The 16,559-nt window shown below is 59.3% G+C and carries 16 protein-coding genes; 6 read left to right on the top strand and 10 right to left on the bottom strand.

Annotated features, from left to right (window positions below; all coding sequences use genetic code 11):
• The first annotated feature begins 1 nt into the window (after position 1).
• Positions 2–916: an NAD-dependent epimerase/dehydratase family protein gene (locus ACGHU1_RS09635; RefSeq protein WP_390586620.1), complete on the top strand. Its 915-nt coding sequence runs from the start codon at positions 2–4 to the stop codon at positions 914–916.
• Positions 917–1,022: 106 nt separating this feature from the next.
• Positions 1,023–1,439 (top strand): hypothetical protein, encoded by a 417-nt coding sequence (locus ACGHU1_RS09630; RefSeq protein WP_390586272.1) that lies wholly within the window; start codon positions 1,023–1,025, stop codon positions 1,437–1,439.
• A gap of 62 nt (positions 1,440–1,501) precedes the next feature.
• Here the strand turns inward: ACGHU1_RS09630 and ACGHU1_RS09625 are convergent, their stop codons facing one another.
• The 6 genes from ACGHU1_RS09625 to cobA are packed head-to-tail and all read right to left on the bottom strand — an operon-like array spanning position 1,502 to position 6,099.
• On the bottom strand, positions 1,502–2,113 hold the full coding sequence (locus tag ACGHU1_RS09625; protein ID WP_390586269.1) for a hypothetical protein: 612 nt from the start codon (positions 2,111–2,113) through the stop codon (positions 1,502–1,504).
• Between the two features lie 47 nt (positions 2,114–2,160).
• Positions 2,161–2,970, bottom strand: a complete 810-nt coding sequence (locus ACGHU1_RS09620; protein WP_390586266.1) for a phosphoadenylyl-sulfate reductase — start codon at positions 2,968–2,970, stop codon at positions 2,161–2,163.
• Positions 2,957–3,424, bottom strand: a complete 468-nt coding sequence (locus ACGHU1_RS09615; RefSeq protein WP_390586263.1) for a DUF934 domain-containing protein — start codon at positions 3,422–3,424, stop codon at positions 2,957–2,959. Before ACGHU1_RS09615 ends, ACGHU1_RS09620 begins: the two co-directional genes overlap by 14 nt.
• The gene (locus ACGHU1_RS09610) at positions 3,417–5,045 is read right to left on the bottom strand and encodes a nitrite/sulfite reductase (protein WP_390586260.1); all 1,629 of its coding nucleotides are present in this window, start codon (positions 5,043–5,045) and stop codon (positions 3,417–3,419) included. The genes ACGHU1_RS09615 and ACGHU1_RS09610 overlap by 8 nt, the downstream gene beginning before the upstream one ends.
• Positions 5,045–5,344: a DUF2849 domain-containing protein gene (locus ACGHU1_RS09605; RefSeq protein ID WP_390586257.1), complete on the bottom strand. Its 300-nt coding sequence runs from the start codon at positions 5,342–5,344 to the stop codon at positions 5,045–5,047. The genes ACGHU1_RS09610 and ACGHU1_RS09605 overlap by 1 nt, the downstream gene beginning before the upstream one ends.
• Positions 5,341–6,099, bottom strand: a complete 759-nt coding sequence (cobA, locus tag ACGHU1_RS09600; RefSeq protein WP_390586254.1) for a uroporphyrinogen-III C-methyltransferase — start codon at positions 6,097–6,099, stop codon at positions 5,341–5,343. The genes ACGHU1_RS09605 and cobA overlap by 4 nt, the downstream gene beginning before the upstream one ends.
• A 200-nt stretch (positions 6,100–6,299) precedes the next feature.
• Here cobA and ACGHU1_RS09595 point away from each other — a divergent pair, with 200 nt between their 5' ends.
• Positions 6,300–6,965 carry a hypothetical protein gene (locus tag ACGHU1_RS09595; protein WP_390586252.1) on the top strand — a complete coding sequence of 222 codons (666 nt, stop codon included), beginning with the start codon at positions 6,300–6,302 and terminating at the stop codon, positions 6,963–6,965.
• A gap of 27 nt (positions 6,966–6,992) precedes the next feature.
• Here ACGHU1_RS09595 and ACGHU1_RS09590 read toward each other — a convergent pair whose 3' ends face one another.
• Genes ACGHU1_RS09590 through ACGHU1_RS09575 form a run of 4 tightly spaced genes read right to left on the bottom strand, consistent with a single transcriptional unit; the run spans position 6,993 to position 11,147 of the window.
• Entirely contained in the window at positions 6,993–8,117 is a 1,125-nt protein-coding gene (locus tag ACGHU1_RS09590) for a mechanosensitive ion channel family protein (protein ID WP_390586249.1), read from the bottom strand.
• On the bottom strand, positions 8,114–9,334 hold the full coding sequence (gene metC / locus ACGHU1_RS09585) for a cystathionine beta-lyase (RefSeq protein ID WP_390586246.1): 1,221 nt from the start codon (positions 9,332–9,334) through the stop codon (positions 8,114–8,116). Before metC ends, ACGHU1_RS09590 begins: the two co-directional genes overlap by 4 nt.
• Positions 9,331–10,185: a sulfurtransferase gene (locus ACGHU1_RS09580; protein WP_390586244.1), complete on the bottom strand. Its 855-nt coding sequence runs from the start codon at positions 10,183–10,185 to the stop codon at positions 9,331–9,333. The genes metC and ACGHU1_RS09580 overlap by 4 nt, the downstream gene beginning before the upstream one ends.
• 59 nt (positions 10,186–10,244) lie before the next feature.
• Positions 10,245–11,147 carry a hypothetical protein gene (locus ACGHU1_RS09575; protein ID WP_390586242.1) on the bottom strand — a complete coding sequence of 301 codons (903 nt, stop codon included), beginning with the start codon at positions 11,145–11,147 and terminating at the stop codon, positions 10,245–10,247.
• Positions 11,148–11,163: 16 nt separating this feature from the next.
• Here ACGHU1_RS09575 and ACGHU1_RS09570 point away from each other — a divergent pair, with 16 nt between their 5' ends.
• The 3 genes from ACGHU1_RS09570 (at position 11,164) to ACGHU1_RS09560 (ending at position 16,432) form a co-directional block, all read left to right on the top strand.
• Entirely contained in the window at positions 11,164–11,553 is a 390-nt protein-coding gene (locus ACGHU1_RS09570; protein ID WP_390586240.1) for a hypothetical protein, read from the top strand.
• Between the two features lie 158 nt (positions 11,554–11,711).
• Positions 11,712–12,182 carry a preQ(1) synthase gene (gene queF / locus ACGHU1_RS09565; RefSeq protein WP_390586237.1) on the top strand — a complete coding sequence of 157 codons (471 nt, stop codon included), beginning with the start codon at positions 11,712–11,714 and terminating at the stop codon, positions 12,180–12,182.
• 185 nt (positions 12,183–12,367) lie between these two features.
• Positions 12,368–16,432, top strand: a complete 4,065-nt coding sequence (locus ACGHU1_RS09560) for an autotransporter domain-containing protein (RefSeq protein WP_390586235.1) — start codon at positions 12,368–12,370, stop codon at positions 16,430–16,432.
• Positions 16,433–16,559: the final 127 nt, after the last annotated feature.

The raw sequence follows: 16,559 nt of genomic DNA, 5'->3' as shown, positions 1-16,559 counted from the left end.
TATGGGCACGATTGCGATTACAGGCGCCACAGGATTTGTCGGCAGCGCGGTTCTGGATGTGGCCCGGCAAAAGGCGTTGTCGGTACGCGCGCTTACGCGCAGGCCGCAGGCGGACGAGGCGCGGATAGACTGGGTTCGCGGCACTCTGGACGATGAAGAGGCGCTGGCGCAGCTGGTCAGCAGCGCCGACGCTGTGATCCACATTGCCGGGCTTACCAATACACCCAATCCGGGGCGTTTCGAGGCGGCCAACGTGACGGGCACGGCCAACGTGATCGCTGCTGCGAAAGCGGCGGGGGTAGGGCGGCTGGTGTTTGTGTCATCGTTGGCGGCGCGCGAACCGGACCTCTCCGCCTATGGCGCGTCGAAAGCGCGGGCGGAAACTGTGGTCAAAGACTGCGCGATGGACTGGACCATCGTGCGCCCGCCAGCGGTGTATGGCCCGCGGGACAAGGATATGTTCGAGCTGTTCCGGTCGGCAAAATTCGGCATCGTTCCCGTTCCGCCAGAGGGGCGAACATCGATTATCCATGTCGAAGATCTCGCACGGCTTCTCATCGCGCTGGTTCCGGGCAGCGAGATGACGCGCGGCAAAACGTACGAGCCGTGGGATGATAATGCGTTCGGGTATGACCACGCGGAGCTTGGAACGCTGATCGCCGAGGCGGTTGGTAATCCGGGCGCCTTGACCCCGAAACTGCCCGCCTCGATCATGCGATTGGGGGCCAGCGTCGATGGCCTTGTGCGCGGTTCCAAGGCAAAGCTGACACCTGACCGCGTCGGCTACATGCTCCACCCCGATTGGGTGTGCGACATGAAGAAGGCGCCGCCCCTGTCGCTCTGGCAAGCGGTCTGGTCCGGGCCGGAAGGGCTGAAGATGACTGCCGACTGGTACAAAAAAGAAGGCTGGCTGTAAGTCCCTTTGACTTGGCAGGATCAGACCCTAAACACTTTGTCAGGGGTCGCATGAACAGGGAACTCGCTTAGCGCGCGTTTCTACATGCATTTTGAGGACGAACATCATGAAATATATCGCACTTGCCGCAGCACTTGTGGCCGTAAGCGCCTGCTCGCCTGCTGAAACCGAGGAAGATACTGGCGCAGACGCAATGGCGGTTGAGGATCAGGCGATTGTGGAGCAACCGATGGCTGCCGACGGCATGCCCACGCCCGGCACATACGAAGTGACCAATGCGGCTGGCGAGGTAACCACAGAGGTGCTCAACGAAGATGGCACCTATGTCAGTACCAATGCCGATGGCACTACCGAAAACGGCACTTGGGAACAGCGTTCGCCTGGCGAATATTGCGCGAAGGCAGAGAGTGCAGAAGAGATGACATGCTACTCCGAATCCGTCGATGAAAACGGTGTCTGGAGCTCCATCGATCCGAATGACGGTGAAGTTTCAACCGTCGTTCGGGTTGATGCACAAAGCTGATCGACGCTTTATATAATCATAGGGCGCTGCATCGGGATACATCCACCGGGCAGCGCCCATATTTATAGGGTAAGCGACGCTGAGCAGTCGCGATTGCCATACGCCTCGGCATAGGATTTTTCCCAGCATTTCTCGAATCCCTCCAAGACGTTGAGATTGGGAGACCATGACATTTGGACGGTTGTTCCATCGGGGCGAGTGAAGCTGTTGTTCTCCGGCTCTGGAATGGTTTTCAGCCGTCCAATAGCGGCCTGCAGATGCTCACGATCCTTTCTCAAAAAGGCAATCGTGCCTGAGACATAGTGATTCCAGCCGAAATCGGCGTCGTCTTCAGGGGCGGTGTAAGTTCGACTGAACAAGGCGATTGCCTCTTTCGTCTGCCCGGCAAAGGCGCGCATTTGCCCCTCGTGCCAATAAAGGATCGAATTATGGTCGCGCTTTGCATGTCGCCAGATGCGGATCAGTTCGGCGGCCTCGGAATGGCAGCCATCCTTGGAAAGCGCACGCCAGCCGCCATCGGGGATGTCCTGATCAAATGCGTTCCTGTCCAGCGCGAGCATCGCGTCAAGATCGTATGAGCAATCGGGCCGCGCAGCGGGTCCAGGAGCAGCAGCAGCCTCGGCAGCGTTGGCAGGCTGGGCGGCGGCGAGGGTGAGGGTGACAGCGAGCAACATGGGTTGCAGGCTAACCACCACGCGGCTGATTTCAACCCGAACGGTTTTTAGAGGAACGGCTCTTCGCCGGGTTTATGGATGCCGCATTCAGTTTTGTCCCAGCCTTTCCACCGGCCCGAGCGCGGGTCTTCTCCGTCAGCCACGCGGTGCGTACACGGCTCGCAGCCGATTGACGGAAAACCCTGCGCAACCAGCGGATGGCGCGGCAGATCGTGATCTTCCAGATAGGCGACAATATCTTCGGCTGACCAATCGATCAGCGGATTGATCTTGAGCCGACCCTGTTCATCGGAGGTGTCGACTTCGAACCGGGGCAATTGCGCACGAGTCGATGACTGGAACGCCTTTCGCCCGGTGAAGCTACCGTCATAATGCGCCAGCGCCTTTGCCAGCGGCTTTACCTTGCGGATTTCGCAGCAGCCATCGGGGTCATAAGACCAGCGCAGCCCGCTTTCATCCTTTTCGGCCAATTCGTCCGCATCGGGGGTCAGCACATTGAGGTTGGTGAGACCAAGACGTTTGGCCACTTCATCGCGGTATCTCAGCGTCTCGGCAAAATGCTTCCCCGTCTCCAGAAAAAGCACGGGCACATTCGGATCGACCTGCGCGATCAGGTGCAGCAGCACGACGCTTTCCGCGCCAAAACTTGAAACGACCGCCAGATCGCCGGCGAGATCGCCCTTGATAACGCCTTCGAGCATTTCCTGCGTGGAAGAACCGCGAAACATGCGGTTGAGGCGCACGGCGTCATGCTCGGAGAAACGGGGCGCTGTGTTGAGGCGGTCGACCTTCCGGTCCAGCGCTTCGTCTGTTGCTTCGTCCTGCGTGAAAGGGGCCTGCGGATCAGGTTTGTCCATGGCGCAATTCCGGTATCGTGGTGCGGTCATCGGCGGCGTGCTGATACACGTTTTCCCAAACGGCAAAAGCGCGTGCGGCGTCGTCTTCGTCCAGCGGTTTGTCAGGGGCAAACGCATCGAAACCGCAGCGCCGCATATGGCTGAGCTGGTCGATCAAGATATCGCCGACAGCGCGCAACTCGCCGGTATAACCAGCCTCTCTCAGGATACGCGCGGCGGAATATCCGCGGCCATCTGCGAAGCTGGGAAAATTGACTTCGACCAGGGCTAGGCGGCCCAGGATTGGCAGCAATTCGCGTGCATCGTCGCCCGGTTCGATACGGACTGCGGTCGCATTGGTCTGATCGCGGCAGGCATCCACCGTGACAGCCGCATGGTCTGCCACTTCGTCCTCGCGAAACCGGAACTGCACCTCGTCAGGCGACGTGCCCAGATCATTGGTGGTTTTATCCATAAAGCGCCTCCTTGAACGGGGCCATGCCGATGCGGCGGTAAGTGTCGATGAACCGCTCTCCATCACCGCGCTGGGCGAGGTAAACGTCGGTGACGGTCTCAACCGCTTCGATCACGCCGTCCTCATCGAAACCGGGGCCGGTGATTTTGGCGAGGGAGACGTCCTCCGCCTCGCTCCCGCCGAGCGAGAGCTGGTAGTTCTCCTTACCCTTCTTATCGACGCCCAGAATGCCGATATGGCCGGCATGGTGGTGCCCGCAGGCATTGATGCAGCCGGAGATTTTAAGCTTCAATTCGCCCAGCTCGCTTGTTTTGCCAGACTTGTCGAAGCGTTCCGATATGCGCTGGGCAAGCGGGATGGAGCGCGCATTGGCGAGCGCGCAATAATCAAGGCCGGGACAGGCGATGATGTCTTCCACCGTGTCCATGTTGGGAGCGCCCAGATCCGCTTTGTCTAGAGCCGTCCATAGAGCGTGCAGATCGGCGATCTTCACATGCGGCAGAACGACGTTCTGCGTGTGCATGATGCGCAGTTCGTCAAAGCTGTACCGCTTGGCAAGGTCAGCCATCAGGCGCATCTGGTCGCCGGTTGCATCGCCGGGAATGCCGCCGACAGGCTTTAGCGAGATAACCGCGCTGACATAGCTGTCATGCTTGTGCCGGTGGGTGTTGCGGTCGACCCACAGGGCAAAGTCGGGATCGGAGCGGTCGAGCGTTTTGGGGCCGTTTTCAAACGCAGGATCGGAAAAGAACGGTTTAATCCGCTCCAGTTCCTCGCGCGGAGGCTCCACTCCGACATCGAGCATGTTGGCGAATTCTTCCTCGACCTGGCGAGTGTATTCATCCTTGCCCAGTTCGTGGACAAGGATCTTGATACGCGCCTTGTACTTGTTATCGCGGCGGCCATAGCGGTTGTATACGCGCAGACACGCCTCGGCATAGGTAATCAGCTGATCGAGCGGCACGAAATCGCGGATGATCGGCGCGATCATGGGGGTGCGTCCCATTCCGCCGCCAACGAAGAAACGCGCGCCGATTTCACCGTTTTTCTCAACAATCTGGATGCCGATATCGTGGAGGCGCATCGCTGCGCGGTCTTTCTCCGACGCGATCACGCAAATTTTGAACTTACGCGGCAGATAGGTGAATTCCGGATGGAAGCTCGACCATTGGCGCAGCAATTCCGCATAGGGACGCGGATCGACCAGCTCGTCATGCGTAGCTCCGGCAAAATGATCGGAAGAGATATTGCGGATGCAATTGCCGCTGGTCTGGATCGCGTGCATTTCAACCTTGGCCAGATCGGCCAGAATGTCGGCGGCATCTTCCAGCTTGATCCAGTTGAATTGCAGATTTTGCCGCGTGGTGAAGTGACCGTAGCCGCGATCATATTTGTCCGCGATATTGGCCAGCGCCGTCATTTGCTCGCTGTTCAGCGTGCCATAGGGGATCGCAACGCGCAGCATGTAGGCGTGCAATTGCAAGTACAGCCCGTTCATCAGCCTAAGCGGCTTGAACTGGTCCTCGGTCAGTTTCCCTTCGAGGCGGCGGCGTGCCTGGTCGCGGAATTCCTCGACGCGGGCATCGACCATTTGCTGGTCATAAGGATCATATTTGTACATCAGATTACCCAGTCGAGAGCTGCGGGGTCTTGGGGTTTAAGCGTCAAATCAGGACGGACTGTGGGGCCAAGCGCGCGGACGCGGTCCTTGATATGCGCGGGGCGAATATGGCCGTCCTCCTCGCGCGTGGCCTCCAGCAGGTAGGGCACGTTGACGCGGCGCGCGGCTTCTTCGGCGGCGAGAATTTCCTCGCCCCGCTCGCCCACGTCGGCGGCGTCATCGACATAGATCGACCACGCGGTGCCGGTCCACCAGATAACTTCGCCGGTTTTCAGATCGTTTCCGGTCAGGATTTTCATGTTGCCGCCTCCAGTGCGGTTTTAGCAATGGTGTGGCTGTCACGCGCGGTCACTTCGCCGATCACGATGAGAGCGGGGCTTTTGATCGCCTCGCGCTTCACAAGGTCAGGCAATTCTGCCAGCGGCCCGCGCACAACGCGCATGTCGGCGCGCGCAGCGTTCTCTATCACGGCGAGCGGCATGTCTGGGGCAAGCCCGTCCGCCATCAATTTTTCGGCAATTTGCGGCGCGGTTTTGACGCCCATATAGATAACCAGCGTGCGGCCTTTGCCAGCCAGACCGGACCAGTTCTGATCGGATAGCCCTTTGCACTGGCCAGCGACGAAGCTGACGATGCTGGAGGCATCCCTGTGGGTCAGCGCGATATGCGTTGCCGCAGCCGCGCCATTCGCGGCGGATATGCCGGGCACGATTTCAACTGCGATCCCTGCTGCCTTGGCATCCTCCGCCTCTTCGCCGCCGCGCCCGAAGATCAGCGGATCGCCGCCCTTCAGCCGCACCACATCGCGCCCGGCCTGCGCCTCGCGCACCAGCAGCGCATTGATCTGGTCCTGCGGCAGCGTGTGCCGGGATCGCTGTTTGGCAACGGATATCAGGCGGGCATCGGGGCGCGCCATGGCAAGGATTTCCGCGCTTACCAGACCATCGTGAACGATGACCTTCGCCCGTTCGATCAGGCGCGCGGCGCGAAGGGTAAGAAGATCGGGATCACCCGGACCTGCACCGACGAGATATATGGTTCCTTGGCTTTGCATGAGGCCGAAATGGTCGAGCGCGTCATTATGTGCCAGCGAGAATGGATTTGCAGGCAGTAAGCAAAGCTATCGCGGCGCGATTTATGATTGAGAAAGTGCGGCGAGGCAGCAGTCAGAAGCACTTAGCGCGGTATTCATCCGATCTTCTTGGGGCAACGCCAGTTTCCGCAGGGCCAATCACTGGTCAGGAGACATTTCCCATGCGTTCAGCCACCAAATCAGCCCTTGCCGCAGCACTCTGCACTTCCGCGCCCTTCGCAGCTTCGGCCCAGCAGCAAGCCGCACAAACCGAGGTTGCACCGTTAACTGCGGTTCAGCCTGCCCCCTCTGCCGATGCCTACCTGCCCGCCAACACCGAGGTGCGGATGCGGATGAACGAGACGGTGACGACAAAAGGCAAGACATGGAGCGAAGGCGATACGTTTTCGCTGACCGTGACCCACAGCGTCTTCCAGAATGGCTATGTCATCATCCCGGAGGGATCGCGGGGCGTAGGCCGTATCACCTGGCTCACCAACAAGGGTGCCTTTGGCAAATCGGGAAAAATGGAGGTCGAGCTTGAGTATGTCGAGGTGAATGGCCGCCGGATCGATATTGACGGCACTTTCCGTCAGGATGGTGAGGGCAACACGGTCGCGACGATTGGCGGTGTTCTGGCGGCGGGCGTTTTTGCAGGGTTCATCACCGGGCGCAGCGGGACCATTCCACGCGGGCGAGAGCTTACCGCTTTCACCGAACGCGCAATGCCGCTTGCGCTGCCGCAAATGGGAGCAAACAGTGCCCGGCGCGGAACACAGGCTCTGCCGGTCACGCCCAATCCTGTTCCGCACGATTTCAAGCCGGTGGGCCCATATTCAGGCGGCTGATCCTGGCAGCTGGCGCCTCCGCCTGATCTATTTTGCTGCTTTGGCCTTCTGGTCGGACAGAAGATCGATCAGGCGGTCCAGCTCCTTGCTAGAGCGGAGGTGGATGTCCTGCTGCGGGAACGGGATTTCGACGTCGTTTTGCTTGAACAATTCCCACACGCGGTCGTAAACATCGGACCGGATGTTCGCGAGGCCTTCTTCAGGGTCGCGAATCCAGAAGCGGATCTCGAAATTCACCGAATTGTCGCCGAATTCCATGATGTTCACACGCGGGCGCGGGCTGGTGAGGATGCGATTTGTATCCGCCACCGCCTGATACAGCAGCTCTTTGACCAGCGGAATATCGGAATTGTAGCTGACGCCCACGGGCGCGCGCACGCGCACATCGCGCGATGAATACGACCAGTTGACCACCTGATTGATCATCAGATTTTCGTTCGGGATCAGGTATTCGGTCTGGTCCCGGGTAATGACCGAAATCGCGCGAATGCCGATCTTTCGAATCTGGCCGAAACTTTCATTGCCAGATCCGTCCGTCACCGTGATCACGTCGCCCGGCTTGATCGACTTATCGAGCAACAGCAGGATGCCCGATATCAGGTTACCGAAGGTTTTCTGGAGGCCGAAACCAATCGCGAGGCCGAATGCGCCGCCGAAAAATGCCAGCGCAGTCAGGTCAATGCCCAGCAAGTCGATCCCGATGAAGAACGCCGCGCCCCATATCGCCATGGTCGTCAGCTTTTCGGCGAGGACGGTCTGGCTGCCATCAAGGCGGGTTGCGCGTTTCAGCGCCGCCCTAACCAGCCGCGTGGCCAGCCATGCGCCGGTAAGCACCAGTAGAATGACTGCAATGATCAGCAGTGCATCGAGCAGCGAGAACCGGAATGTGTCGGTTTCAATCGCCCATTCGCGCAGCGTCGACAGGAACGCCCCAGCGGTTTCGCTGCGTTCGCCCACACCCTCGACAAAATCGTCAGAGGCTTCCAGCACTTCTGTCGGAGCTTCGGGTGCTGGTTCGGGCGTGGATGTCGCGTCTGCCGCAGGGGTCTCGCCTGCGTTTTGCGCCGTGCCGTCCGCGCTCCCCGCTGCGGCATCGGCAGCGGGATCAGTGGTTTCGGTTACATCTGCTGGCAGCGAGGCGGCTGTCGTCATTCGTGATCCATCTTGGCAAGCGCCTGTGCGAGGTCCGCGATCAGGTCATCCGGGTTTTCCAGCCCGATCGATAGGCGAATGGCCGGACGGACGCCAGCCTTGCCATCAGCGGTATTGCCTGGCGTCATGACGGCGCGGTGTTGATCGGGATAAATGGGCAGAGCAAGGCTTTCAAACCCACCCCAACTGTACCCGATGCCAAACAGGTTCAGCGCGTCGGCGACCCTGCCGCTCGCCGCGGGATCATCGCTGCCGAGGGTGAAGCTAAACAACCCGCATCCGCCGGTGAAATCGCGCGACCACAGGGCATGGGACGCATCGCCGGGCAGCATCGGGCACATCACCCCGGTAACGCTCGGCTGGCCGTTTAGCCATTCGGCAATTCTAAGCGAGCTCGCGGTGCTTTGCTGCAATCTGATCGCCATAGTGCGCAGCCCGCGAGAGGCAAGGGCGGCATCATCGGGAGAGACGACCTGCCCCAATTCCTGCGAAGTGCGGCGCAGCGCGCGGTGCCAGCGTTCCCCTGCGCTCGCTGCGCCCATCATCAGGTCTGAATGCCCGCCGACATGTTTCGACAGGCTCATCATGGTAATGTCGCAGCCGTGTTCCAGTGGAGCAAAGCCTAGCGGGCTGGCCCAAGTGTTGTCGATCATGCTCACTGCGCCATGTTCGCGCGCGATCGCGCAAATGGCGGGGACGTCGCACACCTCCATCGTCAGGCTGCCGGGACTTTCCAGCCACACGGCGCGGACTTTCTCTTCGAACAGGGCTGCGTATGCATCCAAGTCGAGCGGATCGAAAAACACCGTCGACACGCCCATGCGTTTAAGCAGGCCGGTCGCCATGCTGCGCGAAGGGTCGTAGGCATTGTCGCTCATCAGCAGCCGGTCCCCCGGACGCAGAACCGCAAGCATACATCCCGCAATCGCGGCCACACCGCTGGGATACAGCACGGTGCCATGCGCGCCCGGTTCCATTTCGGTCAGCGCCTCTGCCAGCGACCACTGGGTTGGCGCACCGCGCCTGCCATAGAAAAAATCACCATCCGCGTTCGATTTGCCAGCAGCCTTGCGGTCTGCTTCGGTGTCGTAAAGGTGGGTTGAGGCGCGCCAGACCGGCGTGTTTACCACCGCCCCTGTCCATTCGCGCCGTCGCCCTGCATGGGTGATGCGCGTTTCGGGGTGCAGCTTTCTCTCGTCGCCGCCGTTCTCGCTCATGCCGGACCCTTGTTTTTGGGAGTGGCCGGATCGGCGCTCCATTCCTGCCAGCTGCCATCATACAGCGCGGTGTCGATTTTGCCGATCAGGTGCAGCGCGAACAATAACACGCTGGCGGTGACACCGCTGCCGCAGGTCGCGGTCACGGGGCGGTCCAGATCGACGCCCGCTTGCTCGAATGCTGCGCGCAGATCGGCAGGTGATTTGAATGTGCCATCGGCATTGAACAGATCGCCAAACGGCACATTGCAAGAGCCTGGGATGCGGCCATTTTCACCGCCATGCACCGGGTCGGTGCCTTTGCCATACACACGGTCCGCGCCGCGCGCATCTACGACCTGTTCGGCGCACGTTTCTATGTTGGCGAGCATATCCGCCTTGCTGCGGATGCGGGTGATTTGGGGGAAGTCTGCCTTGGGCACCGGACCCGCCGGGGTTTCGCCGCTTTCCAAAGGCCGGTTTTCCGCTTTCCATTTGGCGAGGCCGCCGTCGAGGATCATCACATTATCCCACCCATGCGCAATCAGGATGAACCATGCGCGAGCTGACGTTTTGACTGCGCTGTCATCATAAATGACGATTGTGCTGCCTTGCACCGCGCCAAGCGAGCCGAGCCGTTGCGCGAGCTGATCGCCCGTTGGCACTGCCGCTGGAACCGGGGAGGCTGGATCGGTGAGACTTTCCAAATCAAGGAAACGTGCGCCCGGAATATGGCCCGCGTCAAATTCTGCGCGCGCGTCACGCTGCGCAGCTGGAAGGTGGCGGGACGCATCCACTATCGTAAGGGTGCCGTCATTCAGCCGCGCTGCCAATTCCGCGGTTGAGATAAGGCTTTTCGCTCTTTCGTTCATGGCGCGAAGGGGTAGCGCGCCCTGCCTCCCGCGCCAAGGGTCACACAGCCACGCAGCATCTACGCTGCGGCGGGCTCTTTCACTTCCTGCGCGCGCAGACCGGTCATTCCGCCCGGCGGTGTGTCGAGTGGGATCGGGTGGAGCCGCGCGCCGCTGACCGCACTTGGCGTGCCGACAACAAACTTGCGCGTCTGCGATTTAAGGCCTTCGCAGGCCAGCGTCACAAGCAGCATGGGCACGAAAACCGGGGTGTTGGCCTGCCGGAACGCGCTCACCTCGCTCCACGGCATTTGTAGTTCGCCGGTTACGGTGCGCGCCTGATGCGGGCCGATCCGCTCGATCATGTGGAGCTCTGCGCCGTTGGAACCGGGTTTCATCTCCGTATCGCGCCGCGCGCTCGAAAGCACGGGATCGACAGTGATGCCCCGGACAGCGAAATCCGAACGATTGCGGATTTCAATGCGGTATTGCGCCGTGAATTTCATGACGCTGCGTGATGCCGCAACAATGCTGACCTGCAGGTCCAGTTTGGGAGGCGCAGCGGCTGTTCGCTCGCGCATTGGCGCGGGCGGGGCACTGGGCGAGGTTTTGCCAGTGGTGAAATCGGATCGCTGTGCTGCGATCATCTGGCGCACGCCGGCGGTCATTGCCGCCGCATTCACCGACTGCGCGCGCCCCGCACCGGGGGCGGCGCGTTTGCGCCACCATAAAAGGCCGCCAATCGCCGCCAGCAAGATGACCAGCAGTCCAATCGCCCACGTTAGCCATGATGTCCCGCCGCCAGCCTGCTCGACGGCGGGCTGGAAATCCGGGGCGGCAGATGGCGCGGCATCATTTGCCGTAACGCTCGGGATAGAGGCGTCATCGTAGAAACCGTCATCCTCGAAAGTGGGCACGGGAATGGCATCTGGCGCGCCTGTTTCCGATGGCTGCAATGCTTCGGCAGCCTGCCTGTCAGTCACTGTCGTTTCTGAGTCAGTGGAACTCGGCGCCGGCCTTGTAGGTGAAGGTGCGGGCGACGGGGCCGTCTGTCGCGCAGCAGGCTGCGCAGCTTCGCTTGGCGCTGTTTCCAGCACGGGCGCCGGAACGATAGTGGGCGAGGGCTGCGGCGCCGGAGTGCGCGTTTCTTGCGGAGCTGGAGACGGTGTCGGTGTCGCAATCGGGCGCGGTGCAATCGCTACGCCGTCCCTCACATCCACTGGACCCTGCGGTGCAGGGGTTGGCGAAGGCGTCGGTTCAGGCAAGGAGAAACTGCCCGGAGAGCTCTGCGCTGACAATGCTGACACGGGCGCGGTCAGCGCGATTGCACTGGCGCAGATTATTGCAATGCGCCGCCTTCCCGCCCGCGACACAATCGCTGGAGCGTGATTAAGCAAACTGGCTGGAGGCGATGATGTGCGCATGGTTGCGTTCTGGTTCTGAAACATGATCGGGTCAGCGGGGCGGAATGGTTAATAATAGAAGATGTGCTGCCCGCGTCCAGTTGACCGCTTGCGCAGCGCAACATTTCGCGGCAACAGCGCGGCATGGAAACCACACCTGAAAAGAAAACCGCCCCGCAATTTCTTGGCAAGGACACTCCGCTGCCAACTTCCCCAGAAGAAGCGCAGCTTGATTACGTTCCTAATCCGCGCAAGGGATTGCTGTATCTGGTCCGTTTTACGGCGCCTGAATTCACCTCTTTATGCCCTGTCACCTCGCAACCGGATTTCGCGCATCTCGTGATCGATTACGCGCCCGGCGACACGATTGTGGAATCAAAAAGTCTGAAGCTTTTCCTGGGAAGTTTCCGCAATCACAATGGCTTCCATGAAGATGTGACGGTCGGCATCGGGCAAAGGCTGGCGGAAGAGATGAAGCCTGTCTGGTTGCGAATTGGCGGGTATTGGTATCCGCGCGGCGGAATTCCGATTGATGTTTTCTGGCAATCTGGCGCGCCGCCAAAAGATTTATGGTTACCAGATCAGGCCGTTCAACCTTATCGCGGACGAGGGTAACCTCAGGGAATTCCGCCATAACAAATCATTAAATGGTTAATATTGGCTGAGAAAGCTCAAAGAGCCCTTTTCATTTTCTCTTCATATTGTAAGGATAAGTCCACTTGGCGAAGGGGGGATTGCGGTAGCGCAAGTTGATAAACCCTCCAAAACTGTAAGTTGAAATGATCCTTAAGGGGTATCTGATGACTATTGCTACTACTACGAAATTCCGTGTGATCGGCGGTGCTTCCGCACTTGCACTTTCCGCTGGTCTGTCTGGCACTGCTCTTGCGCAGGCAACAGCTCCTCTGGCCGCAGCGCCTGCTGCGCCGACTGCTCCAACAGCGCCTGCGAACGCAGAACAGTGCGCAGAAGTCACCACAGACAATTTCGTATGTGCGCCTGGCATCGATAATGATGGCGTCGGCGAAGACCCTTCGGCTGGCGATCCCGCTGATCCAATCACCATTACGATCGATGATGGCGCTTTCGTAACTGGATCAACCGGCTTTTCAACTGGCGCATCCGTGACCGGTGATGCAGGCACGACGGTTACAAACAACGGCGCGATCGTTGGTGGTGCGGATGGCGCGGTCATCCTGAATTCCGACGCGCTCCTCACCAATAACGGCTTCATCAGCTCCGATTTCTTCGTCGCTGTTCGGACCGGTAACGAAGTCACCATCGACAACACCGGCACGATCTACGGCAATTCCAGCGTTGCGCTGATTTCTGCCAATGACGGTCTGGTCATCAACAATTCCGGCCTTTTGCAAAACGATGCAGGCTCGGTTGTGTTCAGCAACGGCGATGGTTTTGCTAACACGGTAGTGACCGTGAACAATGCTGAAGCCGGCCAGATTTTCACCACTGCGGACGATTCGATTGTACTCGACATCGAAGAAAATGCGGTGATCAACAACTCAGGCCTGATCCAATCCTTCGGCGAAGACAGCGGCGCAATTGTTGTTGGTCAGACCGCGACAATTGTGAATGACGGCAACATCGCCACCAATGGCGATAGCTCGAACGCACTTTTGGTTGGCGAAGGTTCGATGATCACCAATAACGGTCTTATCCAGACGTTGGGCGATAATTTTGCCGATGCGATCAGAGCGAACGGCGCGATCACGGTTATCAACAATGGAACGATCTCGACCGCGGGTGAGAACTCGTTCGCTTTCTACCAGAACGCCGGCGAAGGATCGACGATCACGAATAGCGCTACCGGCGTTATCACGACTTCGGGTGACAACTCGATCGCAATTGCTGGCGGCACTGATGCGCAGATCGTCAATGACGGGACGATTTCTGCTTCTGGCGAATTATCGTCAGCTGTCGACACCTTTGGCGAAGACGCTGCGATTACCAATAACGGCACAATGTCGACTTCGGGCGACAACGCCGATGTTGTCTCCATCGGCAGCGGTGCGACCCTCACCAATAACGGCACGATCGCCGCGACCGGTGCGGATTCTGTCGGCGTCGAGCTGTTCGATGACGTAACTGTTATCAACTCGGCAACCGGTGTCATCAGCTCTGCACTTAGCAATGGTGTCGCGCTGACCAGCACCGATGCCCTGTTTGTCAACTTCGGTCTGGTTTCTTCAGCAACCGAAGCAGCCCTCACCACTGCCGATGGCGATGACTATTCGGTGTTCAACTATGGCACGCTGACCGGTGATGCCGGCACTGCTGTCGAACTGGGTGACGGCAATGACAGCTTCTTCGCTCTCAATGGCGGCAACGCAAACGGCGTTGTCGACGCAGGCGATGGCGGCGACACGCTGTACGTTCTCGTCACCAACGAAAACGAAGCCCAGTTCGACCTCAGCGATCTGGGAACTGAATATGTGGACTTCGAACGTTTCGCGTTCGGTTCGCAGAACTTCAGCCCGGTCAATGGCGATGATACCGATGGCACCGGCCGTCTGGTGCTCAATGGCTCCACTGATCTGTTTTTCACAATCTTCAACAGCGCATTCCTTGCCGGCGATGTAACTGGCACAGTCTTCCTCGACGCGGTTGAGAACCCGAACGACGGAACAACGCCAGAGCTGAACTTCATCATCGCAGACGGCGGTTCGATCGATGTCGAAGGCAACGACGGCATCCGCGTCGTCGATGACGGTTTCACGATTGCCAATGTCGGCCTGATCCGCTCCAACTTCGACGAAGCGATCGAGGGCGAAGGCTTCAATGATCTGACCGTTCAGAACAGCGGCACGATCCTCGCCGATTTCAATGCAGAAACTGCGATTGAATCGAATGACAATCTGACGGTTGAAAACCGCGGTGTCATCCAGTCGGTCAACTCGCAGGCAATCGTTGCCACCGGCACCGGTCTCAGCGTTTTGAACACTGCAACCGGCGAAATTCTGTCCGACAGCGTGAATGCGATCACCGGCGGTGATGACGTATCGGTCGAAAACGAAGGCCTGATCAGCGGCGTTGAAAGCAGCGCGATCATTGCCAACTACGGATCGTTCACCAACTCCGGCACAATTACGGCGACTGCACCGGGTGCAGGTGTTGGAGCGGGCATCTACCTTGAAGCAAGCGCCGAAGATTCCACCATCACCAACGAAGCAGGCGGTGTTATCGAAGGCGACTTCGGCATCTTCGTCGATCAGGCTTCGACTGGCGGCGTGACGGTTGCCAACTTCGGCACAATCACCGGCAATAACGGTGAAGCTGTGGTTCTCGGCGCTGGTGTCGATCAATTCCAGCAGTGGACCGGTGCAACAACCAACGGCAATGTCCGTTTGGGCGGCGGTGACGATACCTTCGTCCTCGAAGGCAGCATGTCTTCGATCCTCGGCACCGTCAGCGGCGGTGGCGGCGATAACACGGCCCTCCTCGGCGGTGTGCTCGACGGGGACAACCTGACGGACTTTGGCACTATCACGCTTGGCGAGCTATTCGACCTCACGGTGTCCGGCGATCGTACACTGACCGGCAATGTCAACGCTGTTGGCAACACAACCCTGGGCCTTGGCGTGGATACGCTGACCGTCGATGGCGACCTGACGCTGGACGATGGATCGACCATCACGGTTCTCACACCGCTTGACGAGGCCCTGCTGGGTCAGACGGTCGTTGTGCTGAGCCAGACCGGTGATTTCATCGATGATGGCGCGACCTTCGACATCATCGATGATGACTTGCTGCTCACCTATACGCGTGTTGGCGACGCGTCGGTCGCTGTGACTGCGGACAACCCGCTTGGCACGTCGAGCGATTCGAACATCGTGTCGATCAGCAATGCCGTGTCGAACGCACTGACAGCCGGTACGCTGAGCACGGCAAACTTTGCCGCACTCAACGATCTCGGAGATGTCGACGCGCTTCAGGCTGCTTTGGGCAGCGCACTGCCATCGCTTAGTGAAAGCATCGGCCGTGAAATCTTCGAAAGCAGCAGCGCAGCCAGCGAAGCACTGGATCGTCACCTCGCGGGTGAAGGTTCGGCTTTGTGGGGCCAGGTAATCGTTCGCGGTGCTGAACAGGACGCGCTCTCAATCACGTCGAATGGATACGAATCCGACCAGCTGATCTTCACTGCGGGTTTCGACTTTGCGGCGACTGACGGTGTTCGCATCGGTGCCCTTGCCAGCTACGCTGACATTGAAAACGACGATGAAACGGCGTTGAAGAGCTCCGAAGTCGACAGCATCAAGCTGGGCCTCTACGCAGCGATTGAACTGTTGGATCGCGGCTTCCTGAACACCGAAGTCGCATATCTGACCGGTGACGTGGAAACCGCAGCTGCCGGTTTCTCTGGTCCGATCACTTCGTCATTCGATTTCGACGGTTTCTCGGTTCGCACAACGGCAGGTTACGATCTGCTCGCGGACGAGAACGTTTCGGTCACGCCAAGCATCGGTGTGAACGCGGCACGCATCAACTTCGATGACACGGTTGAAACCGGCGGTTTCGGCTTCGCAGTCGAGCGCGGCGATGCCGAATACATCGAACTTCGCGGCGGTATCGAACTGGGTGCACAGATGTCCGAAGGTGTTGACGCTTTCATCAAGGGCACCGTGATCAAGGATCTGGTCGATACACCGCGCAGCTTCCTGCTGAGCTCCACAGAGCTTCCGGACTTCTTCGCGCGCCTTCCGCTGCGTGAGCAGGACCGCTTTGAGCTGGCAGCCGGAGCAAGCATCGACGTGTCGGAAATGTTCTCGATTGGTCTCGCTTACCAGGGCGATTTCAACGAAGATTACAGCGGCCACGCAGCCCGCGCGACACTGCGCTTCGGCTTCTGATCCGAACGTACATGTGACGACAAAAAAGGCCGGTCACCGAAGGGTGGCCGGTTTTTTTGTTGCGCTATCGCTTCACTGAGTAGGGGCAGATTTGGGCCCTATGACTTTGCAGCTGTTGCAGGCACGC

The sequence above is a fragment of the Erythrobacter sp. MTPC3 genome (assembly GCF_042854385.1).
In the GTDB taxonomy this organism is placed as follows: domain Bacteria; phylum Pseudomonadota; class Alphaproteobacteria; order Sphingomonadales; family Sphingomonadaceae; genus Erythrobacter.
The sequence above is the reverse complement of the archived record's forward strand: the minus strand, read 5'-3'. Positions and strand labels throughout refer to the sequence as shown.